26 protein-coding genes and 1 tRNA gene are annotated in these 26890 nt (G+C 63.8%); 21 read left to right on the forward strand and 6 right to left on the reverse strand.

All coding sequences use genetic code 11. The features are described 5' to 3' along the window. The first annotated feature begins 2 nt into the window (after positions 1-2). Positions 3-146, forward strand: a complete 144-nt coding sequence (locus BP38_RS23300; RefSeq protein WP_081816487.1) for a transposase — start codon at positions 3-5, stop codon at positions 144-146. Positions 147-336: 190 nt separating this feature from the next. On the opposite strand, the gene BP38_RS0105805 is transcribed toward BP38_RS23300, so the two are convergent. Then, positions 337-1362 (reverse strand): LysR family transcriptional regulator, encoded by a 1026-nt coding sequence (locus tag BP38_RS0105805; RefSeq protein ID WP_081816488.1) that lies wholly within the window; start codon positions 1360-1362, stop codon positions 337-339. Positions 1363-1562: 200 nt separating this feature from the next. On the opposite strand from BP38_RS0105805, the gene BP38_RS0105810 reads away from it, so the two are divergent. From BP38_RS0105810 to BP38_RS0105860, 11 genes are all read left to right on the forward strand, one after another. Further along, positions 1563-2438 (forward strand): ABC transporter permease, encoded by an 876-nt coding sequence (locus tag BP38_RS0105810; protein ID WP_035723989.1) that lies wholly within the window; start codon positions 1563-1565, stop codon positions 2436-2438. Between the two features lie 58 nt (positions 2439-2496). Continuing rightward, positions 2497-3282: an ABC transporter permease gene (locus BP38_RS0105815; protein ID WP_026986961.1), complete on the forward strand. Its 786-nt coding sequence runs from the start codon at positions 2497-2499 to the stop codon at positions 3280-3282. 95 nt (positions 3283-3377) lie between these two features. Then, positions 3378-4532, forward strand: coding sequence for an ABC transporter substrate-binding protein (locus BP38_RS0105820; protein WP_026986962.1), 1155 nt, complete (start codon positions 3378-3380; stop codon positions 4530-4532). A gap of 71 nt (positions 4533-4603) precedes the next feature. Next, a complete protein-coding gene (locus BP38_RS0105825; protein ID WP_026986963.1) occupies positions 4604-5737 on the forward strand; it encodes an ABC transporter ATP-binding protein in 1134 nt (377 codons plus the stop codon). Positions 5738-5779: 42 nt separating this feature from the next. Beyond that, positions 5780-7159 (forward strand): aminotransferase family protein, encoded by a 1380-nt coding sequence (locus BP38_RS0105830; RefSeq protein WP_026986964.1) that lies wholly within the window; start codon positions 5780-5782, stop codon positions 7157-7159. Positions 7160-7177: 18 nt separating this feature from the next. Beyond that, positions 7178-8107, forward strand: coding sequence for a 3,5-dioxohexanoate:acetyl-CoA acetone transferase (kce, locus tag BP38_RS0105835; protein ID WP_026986965.1), 930 nt, complete (start codon positions 7178-7180; stop codon positions 8105-8107). Between the two features lie 39 nt (positions 8108-8146). Further along, the gene (locus tag BP38_RS0105840) at positions 8147-9178 is read left to right on the forward strand and encodes a histone deacetylase family protein (protein WP_026986966.1); all 1032 of its coding nucleotides are present in this window, start codon (positions 8147-8149) and stop codon (positions 9176-9178) included. 16 nt (positions 9179-9194) lie between these two features. Continuing rightward, positions 9195-10331 (forward strand): NAD(P)/FAD-dependent oxidoreductase, encoded by a 1137-nt coding sequence (locus tag BP38_RS0105845; RefSeq protein ID WP_026986967.1) that lies wholly within the window; start codon positions 9195-9197, stop codon positions 10329-10331. A gap of 22 nt (positions 10332-10353) precedes the next feature. Next, on the forward strand, positions 10354-10698 hold the full coding sequence (locus tag BP38_RS0105850; RefSeq protein WP_026986968.1) for a RidA family protein: 345 nt from the start codon (positions 10354-10356) through the stop codon (positions 10696-10698). Between the two features lie 47 nt (positions 10699-10745). Further along, positions 10746-10988, forward strand: a complete 243-nt coding sequence (locus tag BP38_RS19285) for a hypothetical protein (protein ID WP_051609040.1) — start codon at positions 10746-10748, stop codon at positions 10986-10988. A gap of 57 nt (positions 10989-11045) precedes the next feature. Continuing rightward, on the forward strand, positions 11046-11654 hold the full coding sequence (locus tag BP38_RS0105860) for a glutathione S-transferase family protein (RefSeq protein ID WP_026986969.1): 609 nt from the start codon (positions 11046-11048) through the stop codon (positions 11652-11654). A gap of 4 nt (positions 11655-11658) precedes the next feature. Here the strand turns inward: BP38_RS0105860 and BP38_RS0105865 are convergent, their stop codons facing one another. After that, positions 11659-12120, reverse strand: coding sequence for a thioesterase family protein (locus BP38_RS0105865; protein WP_162175123.1), 462 nt, complete (start codon positions 12118-12120; stop codon positions 11659-11661). A gap of 221 nt (positions 12121-12341) precedes the next feature. On the opposite strand from BP38_RS0105865, the gene BP38_RS0105870 reads away from it, so the two are divergent. Next, on the forward strand, positions 12342-12920 hold the full coding sequence (locus BP38_RS0105870; protein ID WP_051609042.1) for a helix-turn-helix domain-containing protein: 579 nt from the start codon (positions 12342-12344) through the stop codon (positions 12918-12920). Positions 12921-12962: 42 nt separating this feature from the next. Then, entirely contained in the window at positions 12963-15407 is a 2445-nt protein-coding gene (locus tag BP38_RS0105875; RefSeq protein WP_026986972.1) for a GcvT family protein, read from the forward strand. A 3-nt stretch (positions 15408-15410) separates the two neighbouring features. Here BP38_RS0105875 and BP38_RS0105880 read toward each other — a convergent pair whose 3' ends face one another. From BP38_RS0105880 to BP38_RS0105890, 3 genes are all read right to left on the reverse strand, one after another. After that, a complete protein-coding gene (locus BP38_RS0105880; RefSeq protein ID WP_211250236.1) occupies positions 15411-16415 on the reverse strand; it encodes an aldo/keto reductase in 1005 nt (334 codons plus the stop codon). After that, positions 16366-17676: an NTP/NDP exchange transporter gene (locus BP38_RS0105885; protein WP_026986974.1), complete on the reverse strand. Its 1311-nt coding sequence runs from the start codon at positions 17674-17676 to the stop codon at positions 16366-16368. The genes BP38_RS0105880 and BP38_RS0105885 overlap by 50 nt, the downstream gene beginning before the upstream one ends. 75 nt (positions 17677-17751) lie before the next feature. Next, positions 17752-18465: an extensin-like domain-containing protein gene (locus BP38_RS0105890; protein ID WP_026986975.1), complete on the reverse strand. Its 714-nt coding sequence runs from the start codon at positions 18463-18465 to the stop codon at positions 17752-17754. 88 nt (positions 18466-18553) lie between these two features. On the opposite strand from BP38_RS0105890, the gene can reads away from it, so the two are divergent. The 3 genes from can (at position 18554) to BP38_RS21650 (ending at position 19987) form a co-directional block, all read left to right on the forward strand. Beyond that, positions 18554-19210: a carbonate dehydratase gene (gene can, locus BP38_RS0105895; protein ID WP_245602348.1), complete on the forward strand. Its 657-nt coding sequence runs from the start codon at positions 18554-18556 to the stop codon at positions 19208-19210. 106 nt (positions 19211-19316) lie between these two features. Then, positions 19317-19392, forward strand: a tRNA-Lys gene (locus tag BP38_RS0105900). Positions 19393-19534: 142 nt separating this feature from the next. Next, entirely contained in the window at positions 19535-19987 is a 453-nt protein-coding gene (locus BP38_RS21650) for a type II toxin-antitoxin system ParD family antitoxin (RefSeq protein ID WP_051609043.1), read from the forward strand. 363 nt (positions 19988-20350) lie between these two features. Here the strand turns inward: BP38_RS21650 and BP38_RS0105910 are convergent, their stop codons facing one another. Continuing rightward, positions 20351-21322 (reverse strand): hypothetical protein, encoded by a 972-nt coding sequence (locus BP38_RS0105910; protein ID WP_026986978.1) that lies wholly within the window; start codon positions 21320-21322, stop codon positions 20351-20353. Positions 21323-21555: 233 nt separating this feature from the next. Here BP38_RS0105910 and BP38_RS0105915 point away from each other — a divergent pair, with 233 nt between their 5' ends. The 4 genes from BP38_RS0105915 to ampH are packed head-to-tail and all read left to right on the forward strand — an operon-like array spanning position 21556 to position 26821. Further along, positions 21556-22881 carry a DegT/DnrJ/EryC1/StrS family aminotransferase gene (locus BP38_RS0105915; protein WP_081816521.1) on the forward strand — a complete coding sequence of 442 codons (1326 nt, stop codon included), beginning with the start codon at positions 21556-21558 and terminating at the stop codon, positions 22879-22881. A gap of 39 nt (positions 22882-22920) precedes the next feature. Beyond that, the gene (locus BP38_RS0105920) at positions 22921-24261 is read left to right on the forward strand and encodes a sugar porter family MFS transporter (protein ID WP_026986980.1); all 1341 of its coding nucleotides are present in this window, start codon (positions 22921-22923) and stop codon (positions 24259-24261) included. Further along, positions 24258-25622, forward strand: coding sequence for a sugar porter family MFS transporter (locus BP38_RS19290; RefSeq protein ID WP_051609044.1), 1365 nt, complete (start codon positions 24258-24260; stop codon positions 25620-25622). The genes BP38_RS0105920 and BP38_RS19290 overlap by 4 nt, the downstream gene beginning before the upstream one ends. Then, entirely contained in the window at positions 25619-26821 is a 1203-nt protein-coding gene (gene ampH, locus BP38_RS0105930; RefSeq protein ID WP_211250237.1) for a D-alanyl-D-alanine-carboxypeptidase/endopeptidase AmpH, read from the forward strand. Before BP38_RS19290 ends, ampH begins: the two co-directional genes overlap by 4 nt. The last annotated feature ends 69 nt before the right edge of the window (positions 26822-26890 follow it).

Below are 26890 nucleotides of genomic sequence, written 5' to 3' on the forward strand. Positions count from 1 at the left end.
CGGTGGAGAAGGTCTTTGGGACGCTCAAACGCTCCTATCGCCTGAACCGCCTGCCGCACTTCTCGCTGGCGCGCAACACGGCCTGCCTTACGCTGGCCTGCTTTGCCTACAACCTCAGACGCCTGGACAGGTTGCTTGCAGGCTGAGTCTGTCCGGAATTTGTCCGAACCTGCCCGTAAAAACCCCAAACAAGGGCAAATCACCCAAAAGCTCTCCATGAATCTGCCTGATCGAAGGTATTGAGCAGCGTTCATGCCTCAGCTCAGTGCCAAGCACCTACCGCGCAAAGGTCTCCAGCGTGAGGGTGTAGGGGATTAGGAATAAATGATTTCTATCTCACCCTTCCGCCGGAAAGCGCCGCTGCTCAGCCGGCAACGCCGCCACCCGTTCGCGCAACATCTCCAGGAACGCCGCTTCGGCGCGGTTCAGGCGGGTGAGCGGGTTCCAGACCAGGTAGATGTCGATGGCGGGTGGGGTGTCATAGGGCGGCAGTTGCCAGAGCAGGCCGGCCTGGACGTCGCGGGCCATGACGTGGATGGGCAGGGGGCCGATGCCGATGCCCGCGGTGATCATGCGGCGCACCTCCTCCAGGTTCGAGGACATGCCACGGATGGTGTCGTCCATGCGGACCTGGGCGCGCAGGATGGCCACGGGCCTCAGTGCGTCCTGCAGCGCGTCGGTGCGGAAGGAGACCGAGGGCTCGCCCTCCAGGTCCGAGAGCTGCAGGTCGCTGCGCCCGAAGAAGCGGTGGCGTGGTCCGCAGAAGAAGCCGAAGTGCTCACGGAACATCCATTCATAGGCCAGCTTCGGGTGCTGGCGGTGCACCAGGCAGAGGCCGAAGCTGGCGCGCTTTTCCAGCACCCAGCGGATCACATCGGCGCTGGTGGAGACGTCGATGGAATAGCTGGCCTTGGGGTGCCGCTCGCTGAAGGCCGTCAGGGTCTCGTCAAAGGCCGGGAAGACCACGTGGCTGGCCAGCGCGATAGTGACCCGGCCCTGGATCTCGTCGTGCAGCTCGCGCAGGCCCACGGCCAGGCGGGAGACCGTACCGTGGATCTCCAGCGCCTCGCGGTACAGGAGCTCGCCCGCCGGCGTGATGCGGAAGCGGCCCGGCCCACGGTCCACCAGGCGCCGGCCCAGGTGGCCTTCCAGGCGTTTCAGCGCGTTGCTGACGCTGGGCTGCTTGAGCAGCAGGCGGTTGGCCGCCGGGGTGATCCCGCCCTCCTGCACGATGGCGATGAAGGTGCGCAACAGGTTCCAGTCAAGGTTGCGGGCCAGGCGCTCTCCATCCGGGGCGCCCTCCGGCGCCTCATCCAGGGCCTTGTTTGGGGCGTGCTCCGTACCAGGGGGTGTCTGCTCCATTTCATGTCCATTCACTGAAACTATGTCGATAATTCTGATTATCTATTTGCGAAATGGCAAGGCAGCTTTGACAATGGCTGGAAGAGGGGCGCAAGATCCCGGGGAAGGCAAGAACACTGGGCCTGCAAGAACATTGGGCCTGGCAGGCCAGACTGGATCATGGGGAGAGGGGCCCGCCTCAGGCGGGCCGCAAACGGGGCATGGCAACAGCCGACATGAACGAGAGCGGGGCGAAACCCTGGCTGCTGCTGTCGCCGGCGCTGACGGCGATCACGCTCCTGCTGGCCATCCCCATCTGCTTCATCGTGGTCTATTCCTTCTGGCTGAAGACCGCCTCGGGCGTGCCGCAGACCGGCTTCCACCTGGACAACTGGGCGGAGGTGCTGACCGATGTCTTCTATCGCGACATCCTGTTCACCACGCTGAAGATCGCCTTCCTGACCACGGTGGTCTGTATCCTGCTGGGGTACGTCCCGGCCTATTTCATTGCCATGACCACCTTCCGGCACAAGGCCTTCCTGCTGCTGTTGCTGATGCTGCCCTTCTGGATCAGCTACATCATCCGCACCATGTCCTGGATCAACATCCTGGGCGGCAGCGGGGCGATCAACGCGGTGCTGCTGTGGCTGGGCATTGTCGACGAGCCCATCCGCATGCTCTACAACGAGCCCACGGTGATCATCGGCCTGGTGCACTATCTGCTGCCCTTCATGGTGCTGAACATCTACGTCAGCCTGGACGGCATCGACCGCAGCCTGGTGGACGCCGCGCGCTCGCTGGGCTGCACGGGCTGGCAGGCCTTTCGCGAAGTGACCCTGCCGCTGTCGCTGCCCGGCCTGGCGGCGGGCAGCCTGCTGTGCTTCGTGCTGTCGGCCGGCACCTACATCACGCCGCTGGTCCTGGGCGGCCCGACGGACGCCATGTTCGCCAACCTGGTGTTCGAGGCGATCATCACGCAGCTGAACTGGCCGCTGGGCTCGGCGCTGTCGCTGGTGCTGCTGGTGCTGCTGGGCCTGCTGGTGACGGTATACAACCGTTTCATCGGCATGAGCCAGATCGCAAAGACGTTCGGGTGAGGGCCGGGATGATGAAGGCCGGGATGATGAAGGCGAGGATCATGACGGAGTGCACCTCATGAGCTGGTTCCTGATCCGCACATACACCATCCTGGTCTATGTCTTCATGTTCGCGCCGGTGGCGGTGGTGATGCTGCTGTCCTTCAACGCCAACCAGTTCGGCAGCTTCCCCATGGAGGGCTTCAGCTTCCGCTGGTTCGTGGAACTGTGGCACAACGACGCCGTCATGCGCGCCTTCCGGACCTCGCTGATCCTGGGCAGCCTGACGGCGGTGATCTCCACCACGCTGGGCGTGCTCGCCAGCCTGGCCATGGTGCGCTACAACTTCCCCTCCAAGAACTTCATGGCCACGGTGCTGATCGCGCCGATCCTGGTGCCCGAGGTGGTGCTGGCGGTGGCGCTGCTGCTGTTCCTGCAGTTCCTGGGTATCCACAAGTCCTTCCTGCTGCTGCTGCTGGGCCATGTGATCTTCACGCTGCCCTTCGTGGTGCTGGTGGTGCAGGCGCGGCTCTATGCCGTGCGGCGCGAGTACGAGGAGGCGGCGCTGAGCCTGGGGGCCAATGCGCTGCAGACCTTCTTTGCGGTCACCCTGCCGCTGATCGCGCCGGCGGTCTTCGCCGGCATGCTGTTCGCCTTCACCATTTCGTTCGACGACATCACCGGCACGCTGTTCTGGAAACCCGGCGGGGTGGAAACGGTGCCCACCCAGATCTTCGCGATGCTGCGCAATTCCATCAGTCCCGAGATCAACGCCCTGGGGACTGTCATGATCCTGATCACCGTCGTGCTGCCGGTCAGCGGCATCGCGCTGGTGCGCAAGCTGAGCCGCAATCCCGGACGTTAGGCGGGGTGCGGCCTGATTCGGGGGAAACCCGATATAGCCTGACGGACAATTGAGGTAAAATTGGCAACGCGCCAAAACTGGCAAGGAGGCAGAAAATGGATACCACGAAACGCTATGAACGACTGCTGGAACGCTATCGCAACGGCGACCTGGAACGCCGCACCTTCCTGGGCCTGCTGGGGGCGGCCGGCATCACCGCCGGCCTGACCGGCGGACCCTTCAAGGCGCTGCGGGGCCACGCGCTGGCCGCCAAGCCCGACGAGGTGCGCTTCGACGGCTGGGGCGGCGTGGTCTCGGAGGCCTTCCGCGAATACGCCTTCGCGCCCTATACCGAGGCCACGGGCATCGAGGTGGTGGACGGCACCTTCGGCGGCGCCGACGAGTACCTGGCCCGCGTGCAGTCCGGCCAGCCGGGCGAGTACAACCTGGCGCACCTATCGGGCGTCTTCGACTATGCGCGCTATCACAACCAGGGCCTCTCCTCGACCCTGAACGAAGACAACATCCCCAATCTGGACAACGTGATCCCGCGCCTGGTGGATGTCTTCCGGGCGATCACCGACGGCAATCTGTCGGCCGTGCCCTATGACTACGGCACCACGGGCATCGCCTATAACCGCAAGCACATCAGCGATGACGAGATCCAGGAAAAGGGCGCCAGCATCCTGGTCGATCCGGAGTACAAGGACCGCATCGGCGGCTGGAGCGAGTGGAAGACCCGCATCTGGTACGCCGCCCTGCAGAGCGACCAGGACCCCAACGACATCCAGGACATGGAGGCCGTCTGGGAGAAGGTGCGCGAGAACCGGGACCTGTTGCTGAAGTACTGGGAGTCCGGCGCCGAGCTGATGAGCCTGCTGGCCGAGGAGGAGATTTATGTCACCGAGGGCTGGTCGGGGCGCATTCGCGCGCTGCAGGACCAGGGCCACGACATCGGCTATTACGATCCCCCGGGCGGCCTGGGCTGGCAGGAATGCATCTTCGTGCTGAAGGGCAGCCCCATGGAGGCCTGCGAGGAGTTGCTGAACTTCATGCTGGAGCCCGAGGTCGCCATCGCCGTGGCCGAGGGGCAGTTCTATCCGCCGGCCCTCGACCCGCAGAAGGTGGAGCTGGGCGAGGTGGTGCCGACCCTGCCGGCCTTCGACCCCAGTGGGACGCTGGAGAACCTGAACTTCTTCGACCCGACCTATTGGAACGGCAACGAGGACGACTGGTCGCAGACCTTCAGCCGGGTCCAGCGCGGCTACTGAGTGCAGGCTGCGGGGCCGGCCGGTGCAGGGCCGGCCCCGTTCTCTTCCCCCAACCGCGAGGATCGAGACGCGTGAGTGAAGAAGCAGCGACAGCCGTGGAACTGAGTGGCGTGGTCAAGCGTTATGGAACGCTGACGGCGGTGCAGTCCACGGACCTGAAGATTCCCGAGGGCAGCTTCGTCACCCTGCTGGGCCCCAGCGGCTGCGGCAAGACGACGACCCTGCGCATGATTGCCGGCCTGGCCTCGATCACCGAGGGCGAGATCCGCATCAAGGACCGGCGCATCAACGAGATTCCCATCCACAAGCGCAACCTGGGCCTGGTGTTCCAGAACTATGCGCTGTTCCCGCACAAGAGCGTCTGGGACAACGTGGCCTTCGGCCTGCGCTATCGCAAGACGTCGCGCGAGGAGGTCAGCAAGCGCGTGGCCGAGGCGCTGGAGCTGGTGAAGCTGGGCGAGATGGGCGAACGCATGCCGGCGCAGCTGTCGGGCGGGCAGCAGCAGCGCATCGCCCTGGCGCGCGCCATCGTCATCCAGCCGGACGTTCTGTTGCTGGACGAGCCGCTGTCGGCGCTGGACGCCAACCTGCGCGAGGACATGCGCGTCGAGCTGAAGCGCATCCAGGACCAGCTGGGCATCACCACCATCTTCGTGACACATGACCAGTCCGAGGCCCTGGCCATGTCCGACCATATCGTGGTGATGAGCGACGGCCGGGTCGAGCAGGTGGGCAGCCCGGAAGAGGTCTATAACCGGCCCGTTTCCGAGTTCGTCGCCAGTTTCCTTGGCAACTCCAACATCCTGCAGGGCCGCCTGGCCACACTGGACGGCAGCCGCGCCGAGGTGGAGGTGGAGGGCCTGGGCCGGTTCCAGGCCGATGCCTCACAGGTGGCCGGCGGCAGCCTTTCCGAAGGCGACCGGGTCAAGCTGTCGGTGCGCGCGGAGAAGCTGATCCTGACCCCGCAGGACGGTGCAGAGGACAGTTCTGCGTCGAAACTGGCCGGAGAGGCCGACATCACCCGCCTTTCGGGCCGGGTCACCACGGTGGACTACCAGGGCCAGGTGGCACGCTATTTCCTGGAATGCGGGCAGGATCACGGCCTGCAGGCCATCAACACCATCGACCGTGCGCCCCTGGAGACCGATGCCCAGGTCACCATCACCCTGAGGGCGCGCGACTGTGTCGTCCTGCCCCGCTCCTGAAAAAAGACCCACTTCTAAAAAAAACAAGGCCGCAAGCACCCCATGACCACAGATGAGTCCCTGACAGCTGTCACCGAGCGCCCCAAGTCCCACCTGTTCTACCAGACCCGCCAGCGCCGGCCCCTGCTGGATCGTGCCGAGGGCATCTATATGTGGGATACGGACGGCAAGCGCTACCTGGACGGCTCCAGCGGGGCGATGGTGGTCAACATCGGTCACGGCAACCCCCGTGTGCTCGAGGCCATGCGTGCCCAGATGGACAAGGCGACCTTCGGCTATCGCCTGCACTTCGAGACCGAGGCCGCCGAGGAACTGGCGCGGCAGACGGCGGCGCGCATGCCGCAGGGCCTGGATCGCATCTTCTTCGTCTCGGGCGGTTCCGAGGCGGTGGAGTCCTGCATCAAGCTGGCGCGCCAGTACGCCCTGGCCATGGGCAAGGAGCAGCGCTGGAAGGTGATTTCGCGCTTTCCCTCCTATCACGGGTCGACCCTGGGGGCGCTGGCGCTGACCGGAACGGCGCCGATGAGCCAGCCCTTCGCGCCGATGATGCGCGAGATGCCCAAGATCCCGGCGCCCACCTGCTATCTGGACCGGGACAATTACAGCGACGAGGAGCGCGGCCTGCGCTATGCCGAACTGCTGCGCGAGGAGATCCTGCGCCAGGGCCCGGAAAGCGTGCTGGCCTTCATCGTCGAGCCTGTGGGCGGCGCGTCCAGCGGGGCGCTGGTGCCGCCTGACAGCTACCTGCCGCGCATCCGCGAGATCTGCGACGAGTTCGGCATCCTGTTGATCTATGACGAGGTGATGACCGGGGCCGGACGCACGGGACGTTTCCTGGGCGCCGATCACTGGCCGTCGGCGCGCCCCGACATCATGGCGCTGTCCAAGGGTTTTGCCGCCGGCTATGCCCCGCTGGGCGCCATGGCGGCGGACGGCCGGATTGTCGAGGCGGTGCTGGACGCCGGCGGCTTCATCCACGGCTATACCTATGCCGGCAATCCGCTGGCCTGTGCGGCCGGCCTGGCGGTTCTGGGCGAGCTGGAGCGCCTGGACCTGCCGGCCAACGCGGCGCGCCAGGGCGAGAGCCTGCGGGCCGGGCTGAACGACCTGATGGCGCGTTTCCCCTTCATCGGCGACGTGCGCGGGCTGGGCCTGCTGCAAGCCTTCGAGCTGGTCAGCGACCGCGAGACCATGGAGCCCCTGCCGAAGGAGCTGAACGCCCATGCGCGCCTGGTGGACATTGCCTTCGAGAAGGGGCTGATCACCTATTCCCGGCGCACGCGCGGCGGCCACAAGGGCGATCACTTCATGGTCTGTCCGCCGCTGATCATCGAGGAGGGGCAGATCGATGAGCTGATCGGCCTGTTGAGCGACAGCCTGGAGGCCTTTGCCCGCGAGGCCGGCCTGCCGCTTTCAAGCTGACTGGGACGCTGAAGAGACATGCCACGCAAGGTCATCATCACCTGTGCGGTGACGGGCTCGGTCCACACGCCGTCCATGAGCCCGAACCTGCCGGTCACACCGGAACAGATCGCCGAGCAGGCCATTGCCGCGGCCGAGGCCGGGGCGGCCATCCTGCACCTGCACGCCCGCGACCCCGCCGACGGGCGGCCCAGCCCGGACCCGGAGGTCTTCCACCGTTTCCTGCCGCGCATCAAGCAGACCAGCGATGCCGTGGTGAACATCACCACCGGCGGCGGACAGAACATGAGTGTGGAGGAGCGCATGGCCGCGGCGCTATCGGCGGCGCCCGAGATGTGCTCGCTCAACATGGGCTCCATGAATTTCGGGCTGTTCCCGATCCTGGAGCGCATGCAGGACTTCCAGTACGACTGGGAGAAACCCTTCCTGGAGTCCACGCGCGACTTCATCTTCAAGAACACCTTCCAGGATATCGAGACCGCGCTGTTCCGCCTGGGCGAGGAGCGCGGCGTGCGCTTCGAGTTCGAGTGCTATGACGTGGGGCATCTCTACAACCTGAAGCATTTCGTGGACCGCGGTCTGGTGAAGCCGCCCTTCTTCATCCAGTTCGTGCTGGGCATCCTGGGCGGCATCGGGCCGGATCCGGAGAACCTGACGCACATGAAGCGCATTGCCGACAAGCTGTTCGGGGCCGACTACGAGTTCTCGGTGCTGGGTGCCGGGCGGCACCAGATGCCGCTGGCTTCTACGGCCCTGGCGCTGGGCGGCAATGTGCGCGTGGGCCTGGAGGACAACCTGACCATTGCGCCGCGCGAACTGGCCGTCGACAATGCCCAGCAGGTGCGCAAGATTCGCCGCATCGTCGAGGAGCTGTCGCTGGAGGTGGCGACCCCCGCCGAGGCGCGCGCACGCCTGGACCTGAAGGGCGGCGACCAGGTCGCCTTCTGATTTTTCTCTCCCGAATCTCGCAAGGAGTAAGGGCCGACCATGAAAGTCGTCTTCAACGAAGCCCAGAAGCGCCACTATCCCCGGAACTTCCTGGTCAGCGGCGCGCAGCAGCCCAATCCCGAGGTGCCCGAGCGGGCCGAGCGCCTGCTGGCGGCGGCCCTGGACAGCGGATTGGAACAGGTGACGCCGCCGGACTATGGCCTATCCGCCGTGTCTGCCGTGCACACGCCGGAATACCTGGATTTCCTGGAGCATGTCTATGAGCGCTGGCAGCGCATCGAGGGCGCGTCCGAGGAGGTGGTGCCCAACATCCATCCCAACTACAGGGACGGCCGCTATCCGCATTCGGTGGTGGGGCAGGCGGGCTATCATATGGCGGACACCGCCTGTCCCATCTCGGGCGAGACCTGGCAGGCGGCGCTGTGGAGCGCACACTCAGCCACCCATGCCGCGCGGCTGGTGCAGGAGGGTGCGCCGGCGGCCTATGCGCTGAGCCGCCCGCCGGGCCACCATGCCTATGCCGACATGGCCGGCGGCTTCTGCTTCCTCAACAACTCGGGCGTGGCAGCCTCGGAACTGCGCCGGAGCCACGCGCGTGTGGCCATCGTCGATGTGGACGTGCACCACGGCAACGGCACCCAGGGCATGTTCTACAAGCGTGACGATGTACTGACGGTTTCCATTCACGCCGATCCCGTGCGCTTCTATCCCTTCTTCTGGGGCCATGCCGACGAGCGCGGAGAGGGTCCCGGGCTGGGCTATAACTTCAACCTGCCACTTCCCCGGGGCATGGCGGATGATGACTACCTGCCGGTCCTGGACCGGGCCCTGCAGCGGGTGCGGGCCTTCGCGCCAGGGGCCATTGTGGTGGCGCTGGGCCTGGACGCCTATGAGGGCGATCCCCTTGCGGGGCTCCGTATCTCCACGCCCGGTTTCGCACGCATCGGGGAACGGCTGGCGAAGCTGGACCTGCCCAGCGTGGTCGTGCAGGAGGGGGGCTATCTCAGCGACGAGCTGGGGCTCAATCTCAGCAGTTTCCTGGACGGTTTCACCAACGCGCACAAGGTTTGACAAGGATTTCAACACTATGACGGAAACCGCGGATGTGGTGGTGATCGGCGGCGGCATGGCCGGTGCGTCGATCGCGGCGGAACTGGCGGCCGATCGGCAGGTGCGCCTGCTGGAGGCCGAGGACCAGCCCGGCTTTCACAGCACGGGGCGTTCTGCGGCGATCTTCATCGAGTCCTATGGCAATCCGACGATCCGCAAGCTGAACCGGGCGGGCAAACCCTTCCTGCTGGACCCGCCGGGCTGGTTTTCCGAGGAGAGCTTCCTCTCGCCGCGCGGCCTGCTCTATCTGGCCGCCGAGGCCGAGCTGCCGAAGCTGGAGGAGTTGGCCGCCACCGAGGACTGCGTCGAGCGTTTGAGTGTGGAACAGGCCGTCAAGCTGGCTCCGATCCTGAAGCCCGACTGGATCGCCGGAGCGGCCCAGGAAGCCGGCGCCATGGACATCGACGTGGCTCGCCTGCACCAGGCCTACCTGCGCCTGTTCCGCCAGCGCGGCGGCCAGGTGACGACGCGTGCGGAGTGCCAGAACCTGCTGCGCGCGGGCGGGGTCTGGCGCGTCTCCACACGCAACGGCAACTTCGAGGCGCCTATGGTGATCAACGCGGCCGGTGCCTGGGCCGACCCTGTGGCGGAGCTGGCCGGCGCACGGACGCTGGGCCTGGTGCCCATGCGGCGCACAGGCGCCATCCTGCCGCCACCCGAGGGGCAGGACGTGGACAGCTGGCCGCTGGTGGGCGACCTGGGTGAGGGCTTCTACTTCAAGCCCGACGCCGGCAAGCTGATGGTCTCGCCGGCCGACGAGACGCCGGTGCCGGCCGGCGATGCCTTCGTGGACGACATGACCCTGGCCGAGGGGCTCTATCGCTTCGAGCAGGCAACAACGATGGAGGTCACGCGCCTGGAGCGCAGCTGGGCCGGCCTGCGCACCTTCGCGCCTGACCGGCGCACGGTTGTGGGCTATGACGGAGAGGTCGAGGGTTTCTTCTGGTTCGCGGGCCAGGGCGGTTATGGCATACAGACCGCACCCGCCATGGCCTGGCTGGGGGCGGCCCTGGCGCGCGGCGAGGCCGTACCGCCGGTACTGGCCGAACTGGGCCTGACGGCCGAAGAGGTTTCTCCCGGGCGAACCATGATCAACGAACTGAACGCACACTGACTTTGAAAGAAGGAGCAGAACCATGACGATCGAACGCAAGGGCGTAGGACAGCGCATGAGCCAGGCCGTGATCCACAACGGCACGGTCTATCTGGCCGGCCAGGTGGGCGAGGCCGGTGCATCGGTCACCAAGCAGACCCAGGATATCCTTCAGAAGATCGAGGGCCTGCTGGCCGAGGTGGGCAGCGATACCACGAAGATCCTGCAGGCCGTCATCTGGCTGGACGACATGAAGCACTTCGCCGAGATGAATGCCGTCTGGGACGCCTGGGTGCCCGAAGGCCACGCCCCGGCCCGCGCCTGCGGTGAAGCCAAGCTGGCCAGTCCCGAACTGCAGGTGGAAATCATCATCACGGCTGCGGTATAAGGTGCATCGATCCAGTGTACCGCAGATTGCAGGAAAGGGGATGACCGATGGGCCAGCGTATTGACTTCGATCTCGTGTTCGCCCTGCCGGACGGCGCGGCCCACGATCCCTATGCCCTGTCCGACGCCGTCATAGGGGCCGGTTTTGCGGATGCCGTCATCGGCACGGGCGACACAGGCATGCTCGCGGTATCCCTGGACGCGGAGGAGGACTCCGTCACCCAAGTGAAGCAGCAGTCTGCCAGACGTCTTCTGGACGTGCTTCCGGAGGGGACGCGGCTGCTCGCCTGACGCGCGGAGGCTGCGGTCTTTTCGGGATACACTCAAGAGACGGGGAGGATTTTTGCCATGGAACTGTTCTGGGCTCCGCGGACGCGGTCCTTCTATGCGCTCTGGGCCCTGGAGGAGACCGGGCTGCCGCATGAGAAGGTGCTGATCGACATCTGGTCGGGTCAGCAGGATGGGGCTGACTATCTGGCCATCAATCCCATGGGCAAGGTGCCGGCGCTGCGGGATAAGGGCGTGGTGGTCACCGAAGCATCCGCCATCTGCGCCTATCTTGCCGACAAGGTGCCGGACAGCGGGCTGGCGCCCGCCCCGGACGTCCCCCGTCGTGGCGCCTATTACCGCTGGCTGTTCTTTGCGGCCAGCTGCATCGAGGCGGCCTATTTCGAGAAGCTGTCGGGCCTGGAGGTCGATGCGCGCCGCGCCGGCTGGGGCAGCTTCGATCAGGTCTTTGATACCCTGGAGGCGGAGCTTGAGAGCCGGGAGTGGATCGCCACGGAGCGCTTCACCATGGCCGACCTGATGACCGCCGGCGGTCTGAAGTACGGCATGATGCTAGGCCTCCTGGAGCCGCGGCCGGTGTTCGAGGCCTATGTGGCGCGCTGCACGGAGCGCCCCGCCTATCAACGGGCCGAGGAGATCAACGAGGCGGCGCTGGCGGAGCAGGGGTAATCCGTCACCCCTTGGATTGGACGGTGGACGCGAGGTAGCTGTGGCGTTTCGCCCTTTCGTGGATCTCCTGCATGACCATCTGTTCGAAGGGACAGACCTTGGGGCCTGAGAGGTCCACCGACAGGCAGAGCACTTCCATTTCGGCGGCCAGGACGTTGTGGTCCTCGCGATACAGCTGGTGGTGCAGGGTTACCCGCTTTTCGTCGTAGTGACCGACATAGGTTTCGGTCCTGAGCGCATCCTGCAGCTTGACCTCGGCTAGGTAGCGCAGCTTGATCTCGCCGGTGTAGACACTGCGCCCGGTGCGGGCGGGATAGTCCGGCGTAACGCCGAAGCAGGCAAGCGCCTTGTCTGTGGATTCAATCATGACAACGGCATAGTAGCCGTCACTGAGATGCCCGTTCCAATCGATCCAGCTTTCTTCGAGTTCTGGGTTAACGATGCAAAGCGGTGCCGTGTCGATCATATCTGCCTGCCCCCGGTCTTCTTCCATCTCATTTCTGTAGTTGTACAAAGTTTTCGTGATCACGGTAGTTTAGCGAAATCAGGTCGAGACGGAACTCAAGATTGTTTCCACTTGCTAGAGGCGACGAAGCGCCAAGGCAATCTTTCTCTTCCATCATGAAAAATAATATAATAATTTCATTATCAGAAAATATTTTAGCGAACTATTCATGACTGGTAACGATGAGCAAGTCGGAAAAGCGAGATCCTGTCCAGGAGGCCGTAGGTGCGGAAATTCGCGCCCTGCGGAAGACCCGTGGTCTCACGCTGCCGGACATGGGCAAGCGGATGGGCCGGTCCGTCGGCTTCCTCAGCCAGGTGGAGCGCGGCCTGTCCCGGATGACACTGCAGGACCTGAGAGACCTGGCGCAGGTGCTCGACGTGCCGCTCAGCTGGTTTTTCCAGCATGAGGACATTCCGGATGAAGAGCGCGGATACGTCGTGCGGCGCAGTTATCGCCGCACCCTGGGTGTGGAAGAAAAGGGCCTGGTCGAGCAGCTGCTCTCGCCCGATCTCTCGGGCAGCTTCGAGGTGATCCTCAGCACAATGAATCCCGGCGCGGAGCTGGAGCAAGCAACCCTTCGGAAGACCGAGGAGGTGGGCTATGTGGTCTCGGGCCAGATCGAAATTTGGATCGGCGACAATCACTTCAAGCTGGCCTCGGGGGATTCCTTCCAGATCCGCATGGAGCCTTTCCGATGGCGCAATATGGCTCGCGAGCCGGCTGTCATCGTCTGGGTTATCTCCCCGCCCATCTACTGAAGTTTGCAATCCAACCTCATGTGATTCAAGGATCTTACTCCCATGGCAGATCTTCCCAAGCAGGCACGCGCGGTGATCATCGGCGGCGGTGTCATCGGCTGTTCGGTGGCCTATCACCTGGCCAGGCAGGGCTGGAAGGACGTGGTCCTCCTGGAGCGCAAGCAGCTTACTTCGGGCACCACCTGGCATGCCGCCGGCCTGATCGGGCAACTGCGGGCGACGCCGAACCTGATCCGCTTGGCGCATTACTCCTGCGAGCTCTACGCCAACCTGGAGGCAGAGACCGAGGTTGCCACCGGTTTCGTGCGCCACGGCTCGCTGGGCGTGGCGTTGAGCGAGGAGCGCATGGAGGAGTTTGCCCGCGGGGCTGCCATGGGACGCATGTGGGGTGTGGAGGCCGAAATGCTGTCGCCCGCGCAATGCAAGGAACTCTATCCGCTGCTGGAGCTGAAGGAGGATGTGAAGGGGGGTGTGCTGATTCCGGGCGATGGCCAGGCCGATCCGGCGAACATTGCACTGGCCCTGGCCAAGGGGGCACGCAACAGCGGCGCGAAGGTCCTGGAAAACGTGAAGGTTACCGGTATAGACCAGGCCGATGGCCGGGTGACCGGCGTCACCACGGACCAGGGACATATCCAGGCCGAGGTGGTGGTCAACTGCGCCGGCATGTGGGGCCGCGAGGTGGGCCGCATGGCCGGTGTTTCGGTGCCCCTGCAGGCCTGTGAGCACTTCTACATCGTGACCGAGAAGATGTCCGGAATGGAGGGGAAGCTGCCGGTCCTGCGGGTGCCGGACGAATGCACCTATTACAAGGAGGATGCGGGCCGGCTGCTGCTGGGCTGTTTCGAGCCGAACGCGAAGCCCTGGGGTCTGGAGGGCATTCCGGAGGATTTCTGCTTCGATTCCCTGCCGGAAGACTTCGAGCACTTCGAGCCGATCCTGGCCCAGGCAATGGAGCGGGTGCCGGCCTTGCAGGAAGTGGGCATTCACACCTTCTTCAACGGGCCGGAATCCTTCACGCCTGACGACCGCTATATCCTGGGCGAGGCGCCGGAACTGGGGAACTTCTACCTGGCCTGTGGCTTCAACTCCATCGGCATCCAGTCGGCGGGCGGTGTCGGCAAGGCGCTGGCTGAATGGATCGAGGCCGGCGAGCCGCCCTTTGATCTCAGCGACGTGGATATCCGGCGCTTGCAGCCTTTCCAGGCCAATCGCACCTATCTGGAAGCCCGGGTCAGCGAGACCCTGGGCCTGCTCTACGACGACCACTTTCCCTTCCGGCAGTACGAGACGGCACGCCAGGTCCGCCGCACCCCGCTGCATGAGGCCTTGCGGCAGCGTGGCGCCTGCTTCGGCGAACTGGCTGGCTGGGAACGTCCCAACTGGTTTGCACCCGAGGGCGTCGAACCGGTCTATGACTACAGCTGGGGGCGCCAGAACTGGTTCGATCATTCCGCCACCGAGCATCGCGCCGTGCGCAGCGACTGCGGCCTGTTCGACCTGTCCACCTTTGCGAAGTTCCTGGTGCAAGGTCCTGATGCGGCTCAATTCCTGAACCGTGTCTCGGCGGCCCAGATGGATGTGGAGACCGGGCGGGTGGTCTATACCCAGTGGCTGAACGACCACGGCGGCATCGAGGCTGACCTGACGGTCACGCGTCTGGCCGAGGACCGCTATCTGGTGGTCACGGCCGCCGGCAGCCAGCGCCGGGACTTCGTCTGGCTTGAGCGCAACCTGCGAGAGGGCGAGCGTGTCACCCTGACCGATGTGACCTCCGGCATGGCGGTTATCGGCCTGATGGGCCCCAATGCGCGCGACCTGCTGCAGCCGCTGACCACGGCTGACCTGTCCCATGCGGCCTTTCCCTTCGGCACTTCCCGGCAGATCGAACTGGGATCGGCGCTGGTCCAGGCTTCGCGCATCACCTATGTGGGCGAACTGGGCTGGGAACTCTATATCCCCACCGAGTTTGCAGGCCATGTCTTCGAGACGATCATGGGAACGTCGCAAGCTCCTGCGCTGGCCGGGCTGCACGCGCTGAATTCCCTGCGCATGGAATGCGGCTATCGCCACTGGGGCGACGATCTGACGGACGAGGACACGCCTCTGGAGGCCGGACTGTCGTTTGCCGTCGACTGGACCAAGGCCGACTTCAATGGCCGGGAGGTGCTGATGAAGCAGAAGCAGGCCGGTGCCGGCCGCCGCCTGGTCCAGTTCCGCCTGGAGGACCCCGAACCGCTGCTCTATCACGACGAACCGGTCTGGCTGGACGGCGAGCGGGTCGGGCACCTGACCTCGGGCGCCTACGGGCACGAGATCGGGACGGCGCTGGGCATGGGCTATGTCACCCTGCCCGACGGGCGTGCGCCCAAGGCGGCGGACCTGGAGGAGGCCAATTTCGAGCTGGAGATCGGTTGGCAGCGCTGCCGCGCCCAGGCCTCGCTCAAGCCCTTCTTCGACCCAGGGCGCGAACGCATCCGAATGTAGTTCCTAGAGTTCTTTCCAGAAGCGCCTCATTCGGCTCAATTCTTTCTTGTCGGGCAGGCGGCCGAAGCCGGCGGCGGCGTTGTCGTCCATGTGCTCCGGATCGCTGGTGCCGGGGATGACGCAGGTGACCGCCGGCTGGGCCAGGATGTACTTCAGGAAGAACTGCCCCCAGCTGTCACAGAAGTCCTGCGCCCAGTCGGGCAATTCGCGCTCGCCCACACGGCGGAAGGTGCCGCCGCCTTCGTAGGGCCGGTTGACCAGGATCGCCACGCCGTGGTCCCGGGCGCGCGGCAGCACGCGCTCTTCGGCCTCGTGGACTCCGATCGAATAGGCCAGCTGCACGAAATCGGGCTGGTTGCGCTCGATGATGTCCGCCAGCTGGTCCAGGGCGTCGGTGGTGTAGTGGGTGACTCCCAGGTAGCGGATGCGGCCGCCGGCCTTCCAGTTGCGCAGGGTGTCCATGTGCGTGTCCAGGTCGACCAGGTTGTGGACCTGCATGAGATCGATGGAGGAGGTCTCCAGCAGGATTTCCGAGCGTTTCATTTGCTCGATGCCGTCCTGGCGTCCCCGGGTCCAGACCTTGGTGGCCAGGAAGCTGTCGTCATGGGCATTCAGCTCGGTGAGGATCTCGCCGACACGAGCCTCGGCCGCACCGTACATCGGCGAGGAATCGATCACGCTGCCGCCGTTGTCGAACAGGCGCCGGACCACTTTGGTCAGCCTGTCCATCTCAGGGGCGTCCTCGGCGACGTCGAACTGCTGCCATGTGCCCAGTCCGACCACGGGCAGCTTTTCCCCGCTGGAAGGGATCTCCCGGGTGCGCATGGTTCCTGCGGAGTCCGAGGCGGCCGCGGGCGACAGGTTCATCGCGCCGGTACCCAGGGCCGTGACGGCCAGGCCAGCGCCCGAGAGCTTCAGGAAATCCTTGCGCGAGAGGGCCTTGGTGCGCCTGCAGGAGTTAGGAAGGCGTTTCTGCAGTTCGGCTTTGTCCTTCGGTCTGTCTGTCATGGCGTTGTCCTATCCAGAGTCCAATGAAAAGCCAGATGAGGGCGACGGGCACAGCCAGCAGGGCCGTGCCGGCCAGGCCGAGGCCCAAGGCCCCCAATCCCGAATACAGCCATCCGGTGAAGGCGTCGCCGCCCCGATAGACCACGGTATCAATGAAGTTCTTGGCCTTGTACCGCTGTTCCGTCGGCACGGCCGTGAACAGCACCTCGCGCGAGGGGCGCGTGATGGCGTAGTTGCTGGCCCGGCGCAGGCTCTGGAAGCCGACCAGGACGATCAGGCCCGGGCTCATCGCCAGGCCCAGGAAACCGATGGCCGAGAGCACGGGCAGCAGGGTCAGTCCGAAACGGGTTCCGGCCCACTGCAGCAGCCGTCCCGTCACGAAGAGCTGCAGACCCAGGGTCAGCAGGTTGACGCTCAGGTCGATGATGGCAAAGACCTGTGTTTGCCGGTCCGGGTCGTCGAAGGCGTTCTCGATGATCTCCGCCTGCTGGAAATAGAGGAAGGTCGAGGTGAAGGTGTAGAGCAGGATGAAGGCGCCAATGCCCAGCAGGTGCGGCGAGCGGAAGAAGGCCGTGGCCCCGGCCAGGATATTGCCCCCGATGGGCCGGCTTTCTCTCTCGCCATCTCCATGCTCTGCGGCGCTGCGGAAATCGAAGCGCGCCAGCCGCCGGATGCAGAAAACCGCCACTTCCAGCAGTACGGCGGTGATCAACAGCAGGTTCACCGTCCCGATGCTATCGGCCAGTAGGGCCGTCAATGCAGGTCCCGTCAGTGCCCCCAGGGTGCCGCCGGCGGCGATGGCGCCGAACAGGCGGGTACCCTGCTGTTTGGTGAAGATATCGGCCATGTAGGACCAGAAGACCGATATGACGAACAGGTTGTAGACGCTGACCCAGATGAAGAAGGCGCGGGCCGTGTGCACCTCGGCCTCGGGCCACTGGAAGAGCAGCCAGAAGAGTGCCAGGTTGACCATGAAAAAGCGGTAGACCGCGGGCATGAACTGCCGCCGGGGAAAGCGCGCCACCAGCCAGCCGAAGGCCGGGACGGCGCAGAGCATGGCGACGAAGGTGCCGGTGAAGAGCCACTGCAGGTTCTCGACCCCGCCGGCGATGCCCATCTGGTCCCGCACCGGGCGCAGGATGTAATAGCCGCCCAGCAGGCAGAAGAAATAGATGAAAGCCAGGACGAGCGCCGGAAACTCGCGGTCCTGCAGATTCAGGGCCTGATCGATGCGTGCCTTGATACCCTGTAGGACAGGCATGGCCTTCCTTTCGCGCAACAGCTGGGCAACATCACCAAACTAGAGCGCATGATATCCTGCGCCAAGCCGTGCGACTCATTGGCAGGCAGAGTAGCGCCCCATGTCCAGGTGGAAGTGATTGGCATGGGCCTGGTTGTGGTCAGGGCCCAGTGTGACGCGAAAGAAATCGCAGGCCTCGTCATGGGCGCGGGCGAGGAAGCGGGCGGAGGCGCTGTCCTTCGCGTCGCTTTCGTGCGGCCAGTCTTCCTCCACATCGATGCGCCGGCCATCGGCCAGGGTGAAGGCCGCGATATCCAGCGCATTGGCGCTGGCGTGCTCGCTGCGCCGGCCGTTTTCGCGATTGTTGACGTTGCGGCAGGCATAACTGCCCAGGTGAGTTATGCCTGTTACCTGCGCTCCGAGGATCTCTTGGGCGGCAGGTTGCAGGCGGTGCCGTTCGTAGAGGGACAGGGCGACGGCCAGCGGGCAGGTTGCCGTGAAGGAGCGGTTGAAGCTGACCTCACCGGCCGCGGAGACGCGCAGGCTGTCGGTCAGGGAGCAGCCCGGCTGTGGTTCCCGGTCGGGGAGGGGGGTATAGGTCAGCTGCGAGGTCTCAAGGGCTTGCCGGCAGAGCGCGTCGTTGTCGCGCAGGCGACTGAGCTTCCAGTTGGTAATCAGGTTGGGCGCGTCCTGGACAGAGAGCGGCGCCCAGGGATTCCAGCGGTCGGGGACTTCAATGATGCCCTGCCAGAGGCCATAAAAGCCAAGCAGGAGCGGAAGGAGCAGCAGCAGGATCCGGAATAAGCGCATGAAGTGTGCGGTTTTTCTGCAAAGGCCGGTGGAACGTGCGAAAAAGCCGTGATATAGGCATTATCGTCTGTCCGGAAGATGCTCCGGAATGGTGTCACAAGCAGGGCAGGGTGTCATGATTTCACAGTTGATCGAGAACAACCGGCGCTGGGCCGAGGAACGCTCGCGCCAGGATCCGGACTACTTCCCGCGCCTCTCGCGGCAGCAGGCGCCGGAGTATCTCTGGATCGGCTGTGCCGACAGTCGGGTGCCGGCCAACGAGATCGTCAACCTCGATCCGGGCGAGTTGTTCGTCCATCGCAACGTGGCCAATCTGGTGGTCTCCAGCGACCTCAATTGCCTGTCGGTCCTGCAGTTCGCCGTCGAGGTGTTGAAGGTGCGCCACGTGATCGTCTGCGGCCACTATGGCTGCGGCGGCGTGCGCGCGGCCATGGAGAAGAAGCAGTTCGGCCTGATCGACAACTGGCTCTGGCCGTTGCGCAGTCTGCATGCCCGGCACCAGGAGGAACTGCAGAACCTCAACAACGAGGACGCCCGGGTGGACCGCCTGTGCGAGCTCAACGTCATGTCCCAGGCCCTCAACGTGGCGCGCACGCCGATCATCCAGAACGCCTGGCATCGCCGCCAGTCGGTGAAGGTGCACAGCTGGATCTATGGCCTGAAGAACGGCCTGGTCACCGACCTGGGTGTCAGCTTCGACGGCCAGGAACGCCTGCCGGAGGCCGATCGCCTGGATCCGGCCTAGAGGCAGATTGATCGGGGATTGGGAAAATCGCAACAGGGACCCATGTGGGTCTCGACAAGCGTCTGAGAACTTGCTATCAGGCGCCCCTGTCGGAAAACAGACCCGTGGGCGCATAGCTCAGTTGGCAGAGCAGCTGACTCTTAATCAGCGGGTCCAAGGTTCGAGTCCTTGTGCGCCCACCACTTTTCCATAGTTCATTCAGAGAATTGCATTGGAACCCTTACACTTTGTGCAAGGGTTCCAAGGATAATAAATAGTTTTTATCTAAAATATGAATTGCTATTCTCTGATAGTATCTCCATATCCTGAGCAACCCAGGAGTGGATGATGAACGTTTCCCTGACTCCAAGACTTGAATCCTTTGTTCGTCAGAAGGTCTCCTCCGGCCTCTACAGCAATTCGAGCGAAGTGATACGGGAAGCCCTTCGCCTGCTCGCTGCAGCTGAACCAGACCATTTCCCGGAATTTTCACCGGCCCCCGGCAAAGCGGATGTGAGAAACGTGCTGCTGACTCTCGAAACAGAGTTGCGTCAGAGAGGGGTTATCGGGTTGGCTCTCTTGAGCCCCCTGATCAACGGGGAGTCACACTCCGCAAGCCACATCAATATAGTGATCGATATTGCTCCACAAACGCACTTCAGTCTGATTGATCTCGTGAATACCAAGCTTTTCCTGGAGGAGAAGCTGGGGCGTGACATTGACTTGGCGACCCGGGGAGGCCTTGAGCCGCAGTTGAAGAACCGGGTTCTCGAGAGTTCAGAAGCGGTCTTCTCATGATTGAGTGACATCTATATTATTCAATTTAAAGAAGTTTTCATAAAGATACCTACAGGCTCGAAACGCAGCCAGATCTGTTGTGGAGTCGAGGAGCCTGCCTCACGTGTCACGCGCCGAGTCCTTCCCGGGAGTGCAGCTTCAGCCCTATTCCTGAGTTCGCTACACGGCGCGCAGGTGATTTTCACGCGCTAGGAGTTGGTTTTCGGGCCCGTAGTCCTGGTGATTTTTGAGAAGGCCATTGCCTGGTGGGTTCAGGAGGTCGGTGCGCAGGTACTGGTATTACCGTGTCGTGGAAGCCGGATAGCGACACCCTGGTTCCCTATCACCTCCACAGAAGGTGCAACAATCTCTGGAGCGTTCATCTCATTGAGCGTCCAGATGGCGTTTGTCGACGAGCGTTGCAGCATGGGTAAGGGCCTCACGCTGAAGCGTGATGAGCGGAATATCGGGTGGCTGCGTCAGCAGGTCCAGCAGGGCGTTCTCCGCAGCGAGCGTGGGATCGCGGCCATATCCCAGGCCTTCCAGCAGCCTGGCAAGGGCCTCCGCAGAAGCGTCGAGGTAGTCCATGCCGGCTTCGACCTCCTCGCGTGAAAGCGCGTGATTCCGAATGAAGAGTATGGGACAGGCCGCAGGGGTCGAAGCGGAATCGTAAACGGTATTCCCGGCGAAGATCCCGGCACCGAGGTTGCCCGGCAGGATCGGCAGGTGAAGCGCCATGAAGAACGTCGTCGCATTGGCCTGGCACGTCAGTGTCAACTGTGCGGTGTGCCCCTGCTCCTGGCCGTGCCCCTCGAAGAGCACCTTGCGCCCAAGGATGGTCTCGAGATAGTCGGCCTGCAGCTTTCCCTCATCACTCGTTGCGAGATGAAGTGCGCCTTGGAGCAGACGCCCCCGGGCTGTCGGCGCCCAGGCTAAAGAGAGTGCCAGGTAGGACCCCTGCAGGAGGGCCTTCGTGAGCCAGGAAGCGTTCTGTCCTTTGACAAGTTCCTGGCGCGATTCCACTTCACTGGACCTGTGCCGCGTGTCGCCAAAGGAGGCGAGCATGGCATCCGGCAAGTTCATCTTGGCTGCAACGCGTTCGGCAAAGGCGGCCAGCGTGCTCGTCATGATGAAGTGCGGGCCTTCATCCAGATCCAGCACCAGCGCCCAATCCTCGTAAAAGCTGAAGCTACGCGGCGTTGAGCGCCCACCGAGCCAGTTATAGCAGTTCTGCAGCGACAATACGGTGTTGGGGTTGATCTGGAAGAAGGCGGCGCAAAGTTCCTTGCGGGTCAGACAGCCCAGCGCGATGGCCGTCAGATTGAGTTTTTCCGAAACGTCAATGGCGTGCGCCATCCCCCCACCTTTCGAATCATGCTTCGAGACTCGACGAAAGTGAATCTGCAAGTTTCTGCAAAAATTTGCAAATGAGTACAGAACGCTTTTGTGGACAAGAGGCGTTTTTCTCCTCAAAAGTGTCCAAGTCAAAATTGGAAAAAGACTGATAATTAATTGATTTGTTTTCCCATTTCTGAAATGAAGATGCCAAGGAAGGCGCTGGCACTGTCATGCCAAATGGAGAGCAAGTGATGCAGCAGGAATTATCCGGTTCTCCATGTGAAGGCAGGCTGGCCATTGATGGCGGTACGCCTGTTCGCATGCGCCCGCTGCCCTGGGAGCTGCCCGGGACTCACTGGATGGGGCAGGAGGAGCGCGATCTGGTGGACCAGGTCGTCGCAGCGCGCAGCCCGTTCCGCTACTATGGCCCGGACCTGCAAGGCATGGTCGATCGATTCGAACGGGAATGGTGCGCGGCCTATGGCCACCGCCATGCCGTCGGCGTCTCGTCGGGGACGGCAGCACTTTCCATTGCCCTCTCGGCCCTGGAGGTGGGGGCAGGCGACGAGGTGCTTCTGCCAGGCTATTTCTGGGTCAGTTGTGTCGCTGCCGTCGTGCGCTGCGGAGCAATCCCGAGGCTGGTCGAGATCGACGAGACCTTCTGCCTGGATCCGGACGACCTGAAAGCGAAGATCGGCCCGCACAGCCGCGCCGTTATCTCTGTGCATATGAGTGGCGCTCCAGGGCGAATTGACGAGATAGCCGCCATCTCGCGCAGGAATGGTCTGGGATTGATCGAGGATTGCGCCCAGGCCGCTGGTGGATACTTCAAGGGGCAGAGCGTCGGCAGTTTCGGTGACATTGCCACCTTCAGCTTCCAGCTCAACAAGAACATGACCTCCGGCGAGGGCGGGTTGCTCGTGACGAACGACGATGCGCTTCACCGCCGGATCGTCGCCTTGCATGACCTTGGCTATCCACGCAGCAACGGCCGGCTCGATACCGGCGACGAAAACTGCCAGCTCTGGGGACAGGGCGCACGCATGTCGGACCTTACGGGCGCGCTGGCACTGGGGCAGTTTCGCAAGTTGCCGCAGATCACGGGCGCCATGCGCAGCGCAAAATGGCGCATCCGCGAGTCCTTGCAGGGCATCAAGGGATTGGATTTCCGGACGGTACCGGATCCTGCGGGGGATACAGGCCCATTCCTGATCACTCTCTATCGGAATGCAGAGACCTGCGAGCGGATGGTGCAAGCGCTGCGCGCGGAAGGCATCACAGGGGGGCCCGGCAGCCTTGCCTGCCTGGCCATGCGGGAATGGGGGCTGCACTGGTACTTCAATATTCCCAGCTTGACGGAAAAGCGTTCGAACGACCGAAGCGGTTTTCCCTGGAGCCATTCGGAAAACGCCTTTGCAGCCGAGTACGATTATCGCCGCGGCGCACTGCCACGGACCGACGCCCTGTTCGACCGCTCAGCACTTCTGTCGATTGCCTCGTGCCTGACGGATGCGGATGTCGATGACATCGTCCGCGCCTTCCGCAAGGTGTCCGCTGCCGTTCTCGGCAAGGGTTGATGCGGCCGATCCTCGAACGAAACTCCGGAAGGTAAAGCGATGCTCCTACGCCTGGTGACACTGGCTGCCCTGTTCGGTCTTCTCTTTGGATTTGACGAAGGCGTCATCGCCGGGGCGATGCATCTGATCGAGGGAAGCTTCACGGTCTCGCCGGGCGACAAGGGCTTCATGGCGGCAGCCGTGCCGCTGGGTGCGGTCGCCGGAGCGATCCTTGCAGCAATGTGGTCGGATCGTTTCGGCCGCCGCCTGGTCCTGGTGCTCTGCGCTGCCCTGTTCGGTGTCGGAGCACTGGCAAGCGCGATTGCGCCCTCGATGGGATTGCTCACCATAGCGCGCCTGCTTCTCGGCATTGCGATTGGCGCTTCGGCACTGGCGGCGCCTCAATACCTGGCCGAATTGGCTCCACCTCGGGTGCGCGGCGCGGTGGTTTCTGCGTTCCAGTTGATGATCACCATCGGCATCCTGGTTGCCTATCTTTCGGACCTGCTGCTGGAACCGTTGGGCGACTGGCGCCTGATGCTGGGGCTCGGCGCGATTCCGGCGATGATCGCCTTTCTGGGCGTCTTGCGTGCACCAGAGAGCCCGCGCTGGCTGGTCCTGATGGGGCGAAAGAAGGACGCTGTCGCCGTGCTGCAGCAACTGGAGCCTGACCGCACCAACGCCGAACTGCAGAGCACGGTACAGGAAATTCACGCCGCCGGCCGGCAGCAGGGGGCCGAGCCGGGCCTGGCGGCCCTGTTCAGCCCGGCTGTGCGCCCCGCCCTGTTCTTTGCGGTCACGCTTTTCGTGTTGCAGCAACTGAGTGGCATCAACGCGGTCATCTATTATGCCCCGAGCATCATGGCATCGGCCGGCTTCGATGGCGCCCAGGCACAGCTTCTCGCCACGGTGGGCATCGGCGCCATGAACGTCGCCATGACCGTGGTGGCGATGCTTCTGGTGGATCGTCTCGGGCGTCGTCCGCTGCTGATCTTCGGCTTCCTCGGAGCGGCCCTGAGCCTCGCCCTCATCGCCGTTGCCGTAAGCTCCGATGGCGCGGGCGCGGCGATCGCAGCATTTGTGGGCCTGCTGCTCTACATATCCTTCTTCGCCGTCAGCCTCGGGCCGCTCCCATGGCTCTATATGTCGGAGCTGTTTCCGGTGCGCCTGCGCAGTCGGGGGATGGCGGTGGCGTCGGTGGCGAACTGGTCGTCGAACTTCCTGGTCGTGTTCCTGTTCCCGGTCATCGTCAGCGTTGCCGGAATGTCGGCAACCTTTGGCCTGTTCGCGATTTCCTGCGCCGTCGGCCTCGTCTTCAGCATCCGTCTTGCGCTTGAAACGAAGGGACGTTCGCTCGAGGAGATCGAGGACGGTTTTGCTCCAGCTGGGGCGGTGGCATGAGGCCAGCGGTCTACGGCGTGGGCGCAGTGACCGGGGCGTTCGGGCTTCTGTTCGGATTTTCCACCGCTGTCATCGCCGGCGTGCTGGGCGGGATCGCCGAAAGCTTTCACCTGACCACAGGACAGGCAGAGCTGACGGTGGCGCTTCTCGTTGCGAGCTGCTTCGTCGGTGCGGTTGTTGCAGGTCCTGTTTCAGCACGGATCGGCCGCCGCCGGACCCTGGGAATTGCAACGGGGCTCGCCGGCTGCGGATATGCGATCGTGATCCTGAATGGCGATCTCTCAATGCTCCTGGTCGCCCGTGTGCTCATCGGCCTTGCCGTCGGGCTGAGTTCGATGGTGGCACCGATGTATGCCGGCGAGGCATCGCCCGTAAGACTGCGCGGGGCGGTGGTCTCCGTTTTTCAGCTTGCGATTACACTTGGCATGTTGAGTGCCTATGCGGCGCCGCTCGTCCTGGGCGACGGGGATTGGCAGACAGTGATCGGCAGCGGACTCCTGGTCACGGCACTCTGCCTCGTAACGCTGCTGATGGTGCCGGAAAGCCCCTACTGGCTGATGATCCGCGGACGCCATGCAGAGGCGGCTGCGAATGCCGCATTCCTGGGCATCGACACCCCGCATCCGGCCCCGGAGGCCGCGGCAGCGTCGCCAAACAAGCTCTTGGCCGGAAGCACGCTCGCGGTCCTCGTCCTGTGCAGTAGCCTGTTCATTCTGCAAAACCTCAGCGGTATCGATGGCGTGCTCTACTACGCGCCCCGCATTTTCACGCAACTCGGCCTCACCGCCGGGACGGCAGCCCTGATGGCGACACTGGGGCTCGGCATCGTGAATGTCCTGGCCACGATCATGGCCCTGATCTATGTCGACAGGCTGGGTCGACGCTTGCTCCTGAATGTCGGCTGCACCGTGATGGTCCTCGGTCTCGCTCTGGCGATCCTCGCCGACACACTGTCCGCTCCGTTGATCGGGCTGATCGGCCTCGCGGTCTTCATTGCCGCTTTCGCGATCAGCCTTGGACCGCTGCCCTATGTGCTGATGTCCGAACTCTTTCCCTCCGCCGTGCGCGAGAAGGGCATTGCCGTCGCCTCTGCGACGAGCTGGCTCTTCAACGCGCTCGTCGCGGCCAATTTCCTCAGTGGCATCGAGATGATCGGTCTGTCCGGCGTGCTTCTGGTCTTCGCCCTCGTGTGCATGATCGCCCTGCTGATCGCCCTGCGGTTCGTGCCGGAGACCCGGGGGGTCAGCCTTGAGGCTATCGAGGCGAAGGTCGTGGGCGGCACCCGGTTGCGCTGGGTCGGTCTTGGGAAGAACGGCAGCCCGGCAGTCGCGCCGGTTGCCGCCGGAACCACGAAATCATGAAGGACGTCGAACTTATGATGCGTCACGCGATTCTATCAAGATGCCTTTCCCTGTGCTTCAGCCTGCCCTTGGCCCTGGGCGCGTTGTTCACGTCTGCAGATACCGTGGTGGCTGCCGAAGAGGGCCCTGCCGAACGCTCGAGCCTGCTGGAGGAAGCGGTCAACTTCACCGGCTCGATCATGTTCTACGAATTCCAGGTCCCCGCCCTGATTTTCGGGGTCGTGCGTGATGGCGAGCGCGTCGTCGCGGGGTACGGTGAGCACCGCCCCGGTACCGGCGCGCCCCCGGATGGTGACACCGTGATGCGGATCGGGTCGATCACCAAGACCTTCACGGCCGCGACCCTGGCCGGCCTGGCAGCGGATGGCACGGTTGCACTGACCGATCGTCTCGAGGATGTCCTGGACTGGGACGTGAGCGTGCCGTCACGCGAGGGCCATCCCATCCGCCTGTGGCATCTGGCCACCCACACCAGCGGCCTGCCGCGCGAAATCACGGTCCCGCCCGGACCGGCAGACGATCCTTTCGTGAACTTCACGCTGGAGGCGATGGCGCGAGATCTCGAGCAGGATCCGCTGCTGTTTCCCCCTGGCACCGGCGCGTTCTATTCCAACTTCGGTTTCGGTCTGCTCGCGGCGTCCCTCGCAGCTGCAGCGGATCAGCCCTACGAGCAGGTCTTGACGGACAGGGTGCTGGCGCAGATGGGTCTGGAAGCCACAGGCTTCACGCCCGCTGAAGGACGTGCTGTCATGCAGGGCCATGACTTCTCCGGCGTGCCCATGGAAGACGCACCGACGCACGAGGGCATCCAGGGAACGGGTGGGCTCTATTCCTCCGCCAACGATATGCTGCGTTGGCTGTCCTGGCACCTCGACCGTTTCTCGGACGAGGATGCGGCGATGCGGCAGATCGATCACGCCGCCTACGTCCACCGTGACGCCCTCGATTCGGTCTATGGCATGGACGAATCGGGTCGCATGGACGCCATGGCCCTGGGCTGGGTCGTCATGCATGGCCGCGACGGTCGGCCGACCATTCTGCAGAAAGCGGGCGGACGCCAGGGCATGTTCGCCTATACGGCATTCGCGCCGGCACATGGAATCGGCGCCTTCGTCGCCATCAATCAATTCAAGGTATCCGCATCGGAAGCGATGGCAGAGGCCGTCAACAATCTGATTGCCGATCTTGCGGTTCGCTGAAGACGGCGTTCTGCGACCTGCACGGAATGCCGACATGGCTTGGGGACCTGAGGGCCGAAGTGAGGAGGG

The sequence above is a fragment of the Fodinicurvata fenggangensis DSM 21160 genome (genome assembly GCF_000686045.1).
GTDB lineage: Bacteria > Pseudomonadota > Alphaproteobacteria > Kiloniellales > DSM-21159 > Fodinicurvata > Fodinicurvata fenggangensis.

Coding starts and splice junctions, on each gene's coding strand:
- BP38_RS0105805 (WP_081816488.1), bottom strand. CDS start 1,362: ATGGAGCAGACACCCCCTGGTACGGAGCACGCCCCAAACAAGGCCCTG.
- BP38_RS0105810 (WP_035723989.1), top strand. CDS start 1,563: ATGGCAACAGCCGACATGAACGAGAGCGGGGCGAAACCCTGGCTGCTG.
- BP38_RS0105815 (WP_026986961.1), top strand. CDS start 2,497: ATGAGCTGGTTCCTGATCCGCACATACACCATCCTGGTCTATGTCTTC.
- BP38_RS0105820 (WP_026986962.1), top strand. CDS start 3,378: ATGGATACCACGAAACGCTATGAACGACTGCTGGAACGCTATCGCAAC.
- BP38_RS0105830 (WP_026986964.1), top strand. CDS start 5,780: ATGACCACAGATGAGTCCCTGACAGCTGTCACCGAGCGCCCCAAGTCC.
- kce (WP_026986965.1), top strand. CDS start 7,178: ATGCCACGCAAGGTCATCATCACCTGTGCGGTGACGGGCTCGGTCCAC.
- BP38_RS0105840 (WP_026986966.1), top strand. CDS start 8,147: ATGAAAGTCGTCTTCAACGAAGCCCAGAAGCGCCACTATCCCCGGAAC.
- BP38_RS0105845 (WP_026986967.1), top strand. CDS start 9,195: ATGACGGAAACCGCGGATGTGGTGGTGATCGGCGGCGGCATGGCCGGT.
- BP38_RS0105850 (WP_026986968.1), top strand. CDS start 10,354: ATGACGATCGAACGCAAGGGCGTAGGACAGCGCATGAGCCAGGCCGTG.
- BP38_RS19285 (WP_051609040.1), top strand. CDS start 10,746: ATGGGCCAGCGTATTGACTTCGATCTCGTGTTCGCCCTGCCGGACGGC.
- BP38_RS0105860 (WP_026986969.1), top strand. CDS start 11,046: ATGGAACTGTTCTGGGCTCCGCGGACGCGGTCCTTCTATGCGCTCTGG.
- BP38_RS0105865 (WP_162175123.1), bottom strand. CDS start 12,120: ATGATCGACACGGCACCGCTTTGCATCGTTAACCCAGAACTCGAAGAA.
- BP38_RS0105870 (WP_051609042.1), top strand. CDS start 12,342: ATGAGCAAGTCGGAAAAGCGAGATCCTGTCCAGGAGGCCGTAGGTGCG.
- BP38_RS0105875 (WP_026986972.1), top strand. CDS start 12,963: ATGGCAGATCTTCCCAAGCAGGCACGCGCGGTGATCATCGGCGGCGGT.
- BP38_RS0105880 (WP_211250236.1), bottom strand. CDS start 16,415: ATGACAGACAGACCGAAGGACAAAGCCGAACTGCAGAAACGCCTTCCT.
- BP38_RS0105885 (WP_026986974.1), bottom strand. CDS start 17,676: ATGCCTGTCCTACAGGGTATCAAGGCACGCATCGATCAGGCCCTGAAT.
- BP38_RS0105890 (WP_026986975.1), bottom strand. CDS start 18,465: ATGCGCTTATTCCGGATCCTGCTGCTGCTCCTTCCGCTCCTGCTTGGC.
- can (WP_245602348.1), top strand. CDS start 18,554: ATGGTGTCACAAGCAGGGCAGGGTGTCATGATTTCACAGTTGATCGAG.
- BP38_RS21650 (WP_051609043.1), top strand. CDS start 19,535: ATGATGAACGTTTCCCTGACTCCAAGACTTGAATCCTTTGTTCGTCAG.
- BP38_RS0105910 (WP_026986978.1), bottom strand. CDS start 21,322: ATGGCGCACGCCATTGACGTTTCGGAAAAACTCAATCTGACGGCCATC.
- BP38_RS0105915 (WP_081816521.1), top strand. CDS start 21,556: ATGCAGCAGGAATTATCCGGTTCTCCATGTGAAGGCAGGCTGGCCATT.
- BP38_RS0105920 (WP_026986980.1), top strand. CDS start 22,921: ATGCTCCTACGCCTGGTGACACTGGCTGCCCTGTTCGGTCTTCTCTTT.
- BP38_RS19290 (WP_051609044.1), top strand. CDS start 24,258: ATGAGGCCAGCGGTCTACGGCGTGGGCGCAGTGACCGGGGCGTTCGGG.
- ampH (WP_211250237.1), top strand. CDS start 25,619: ATGAAGGACGTCGAACTTATGATGCGTCACGCGATTCTATCAAGATGC.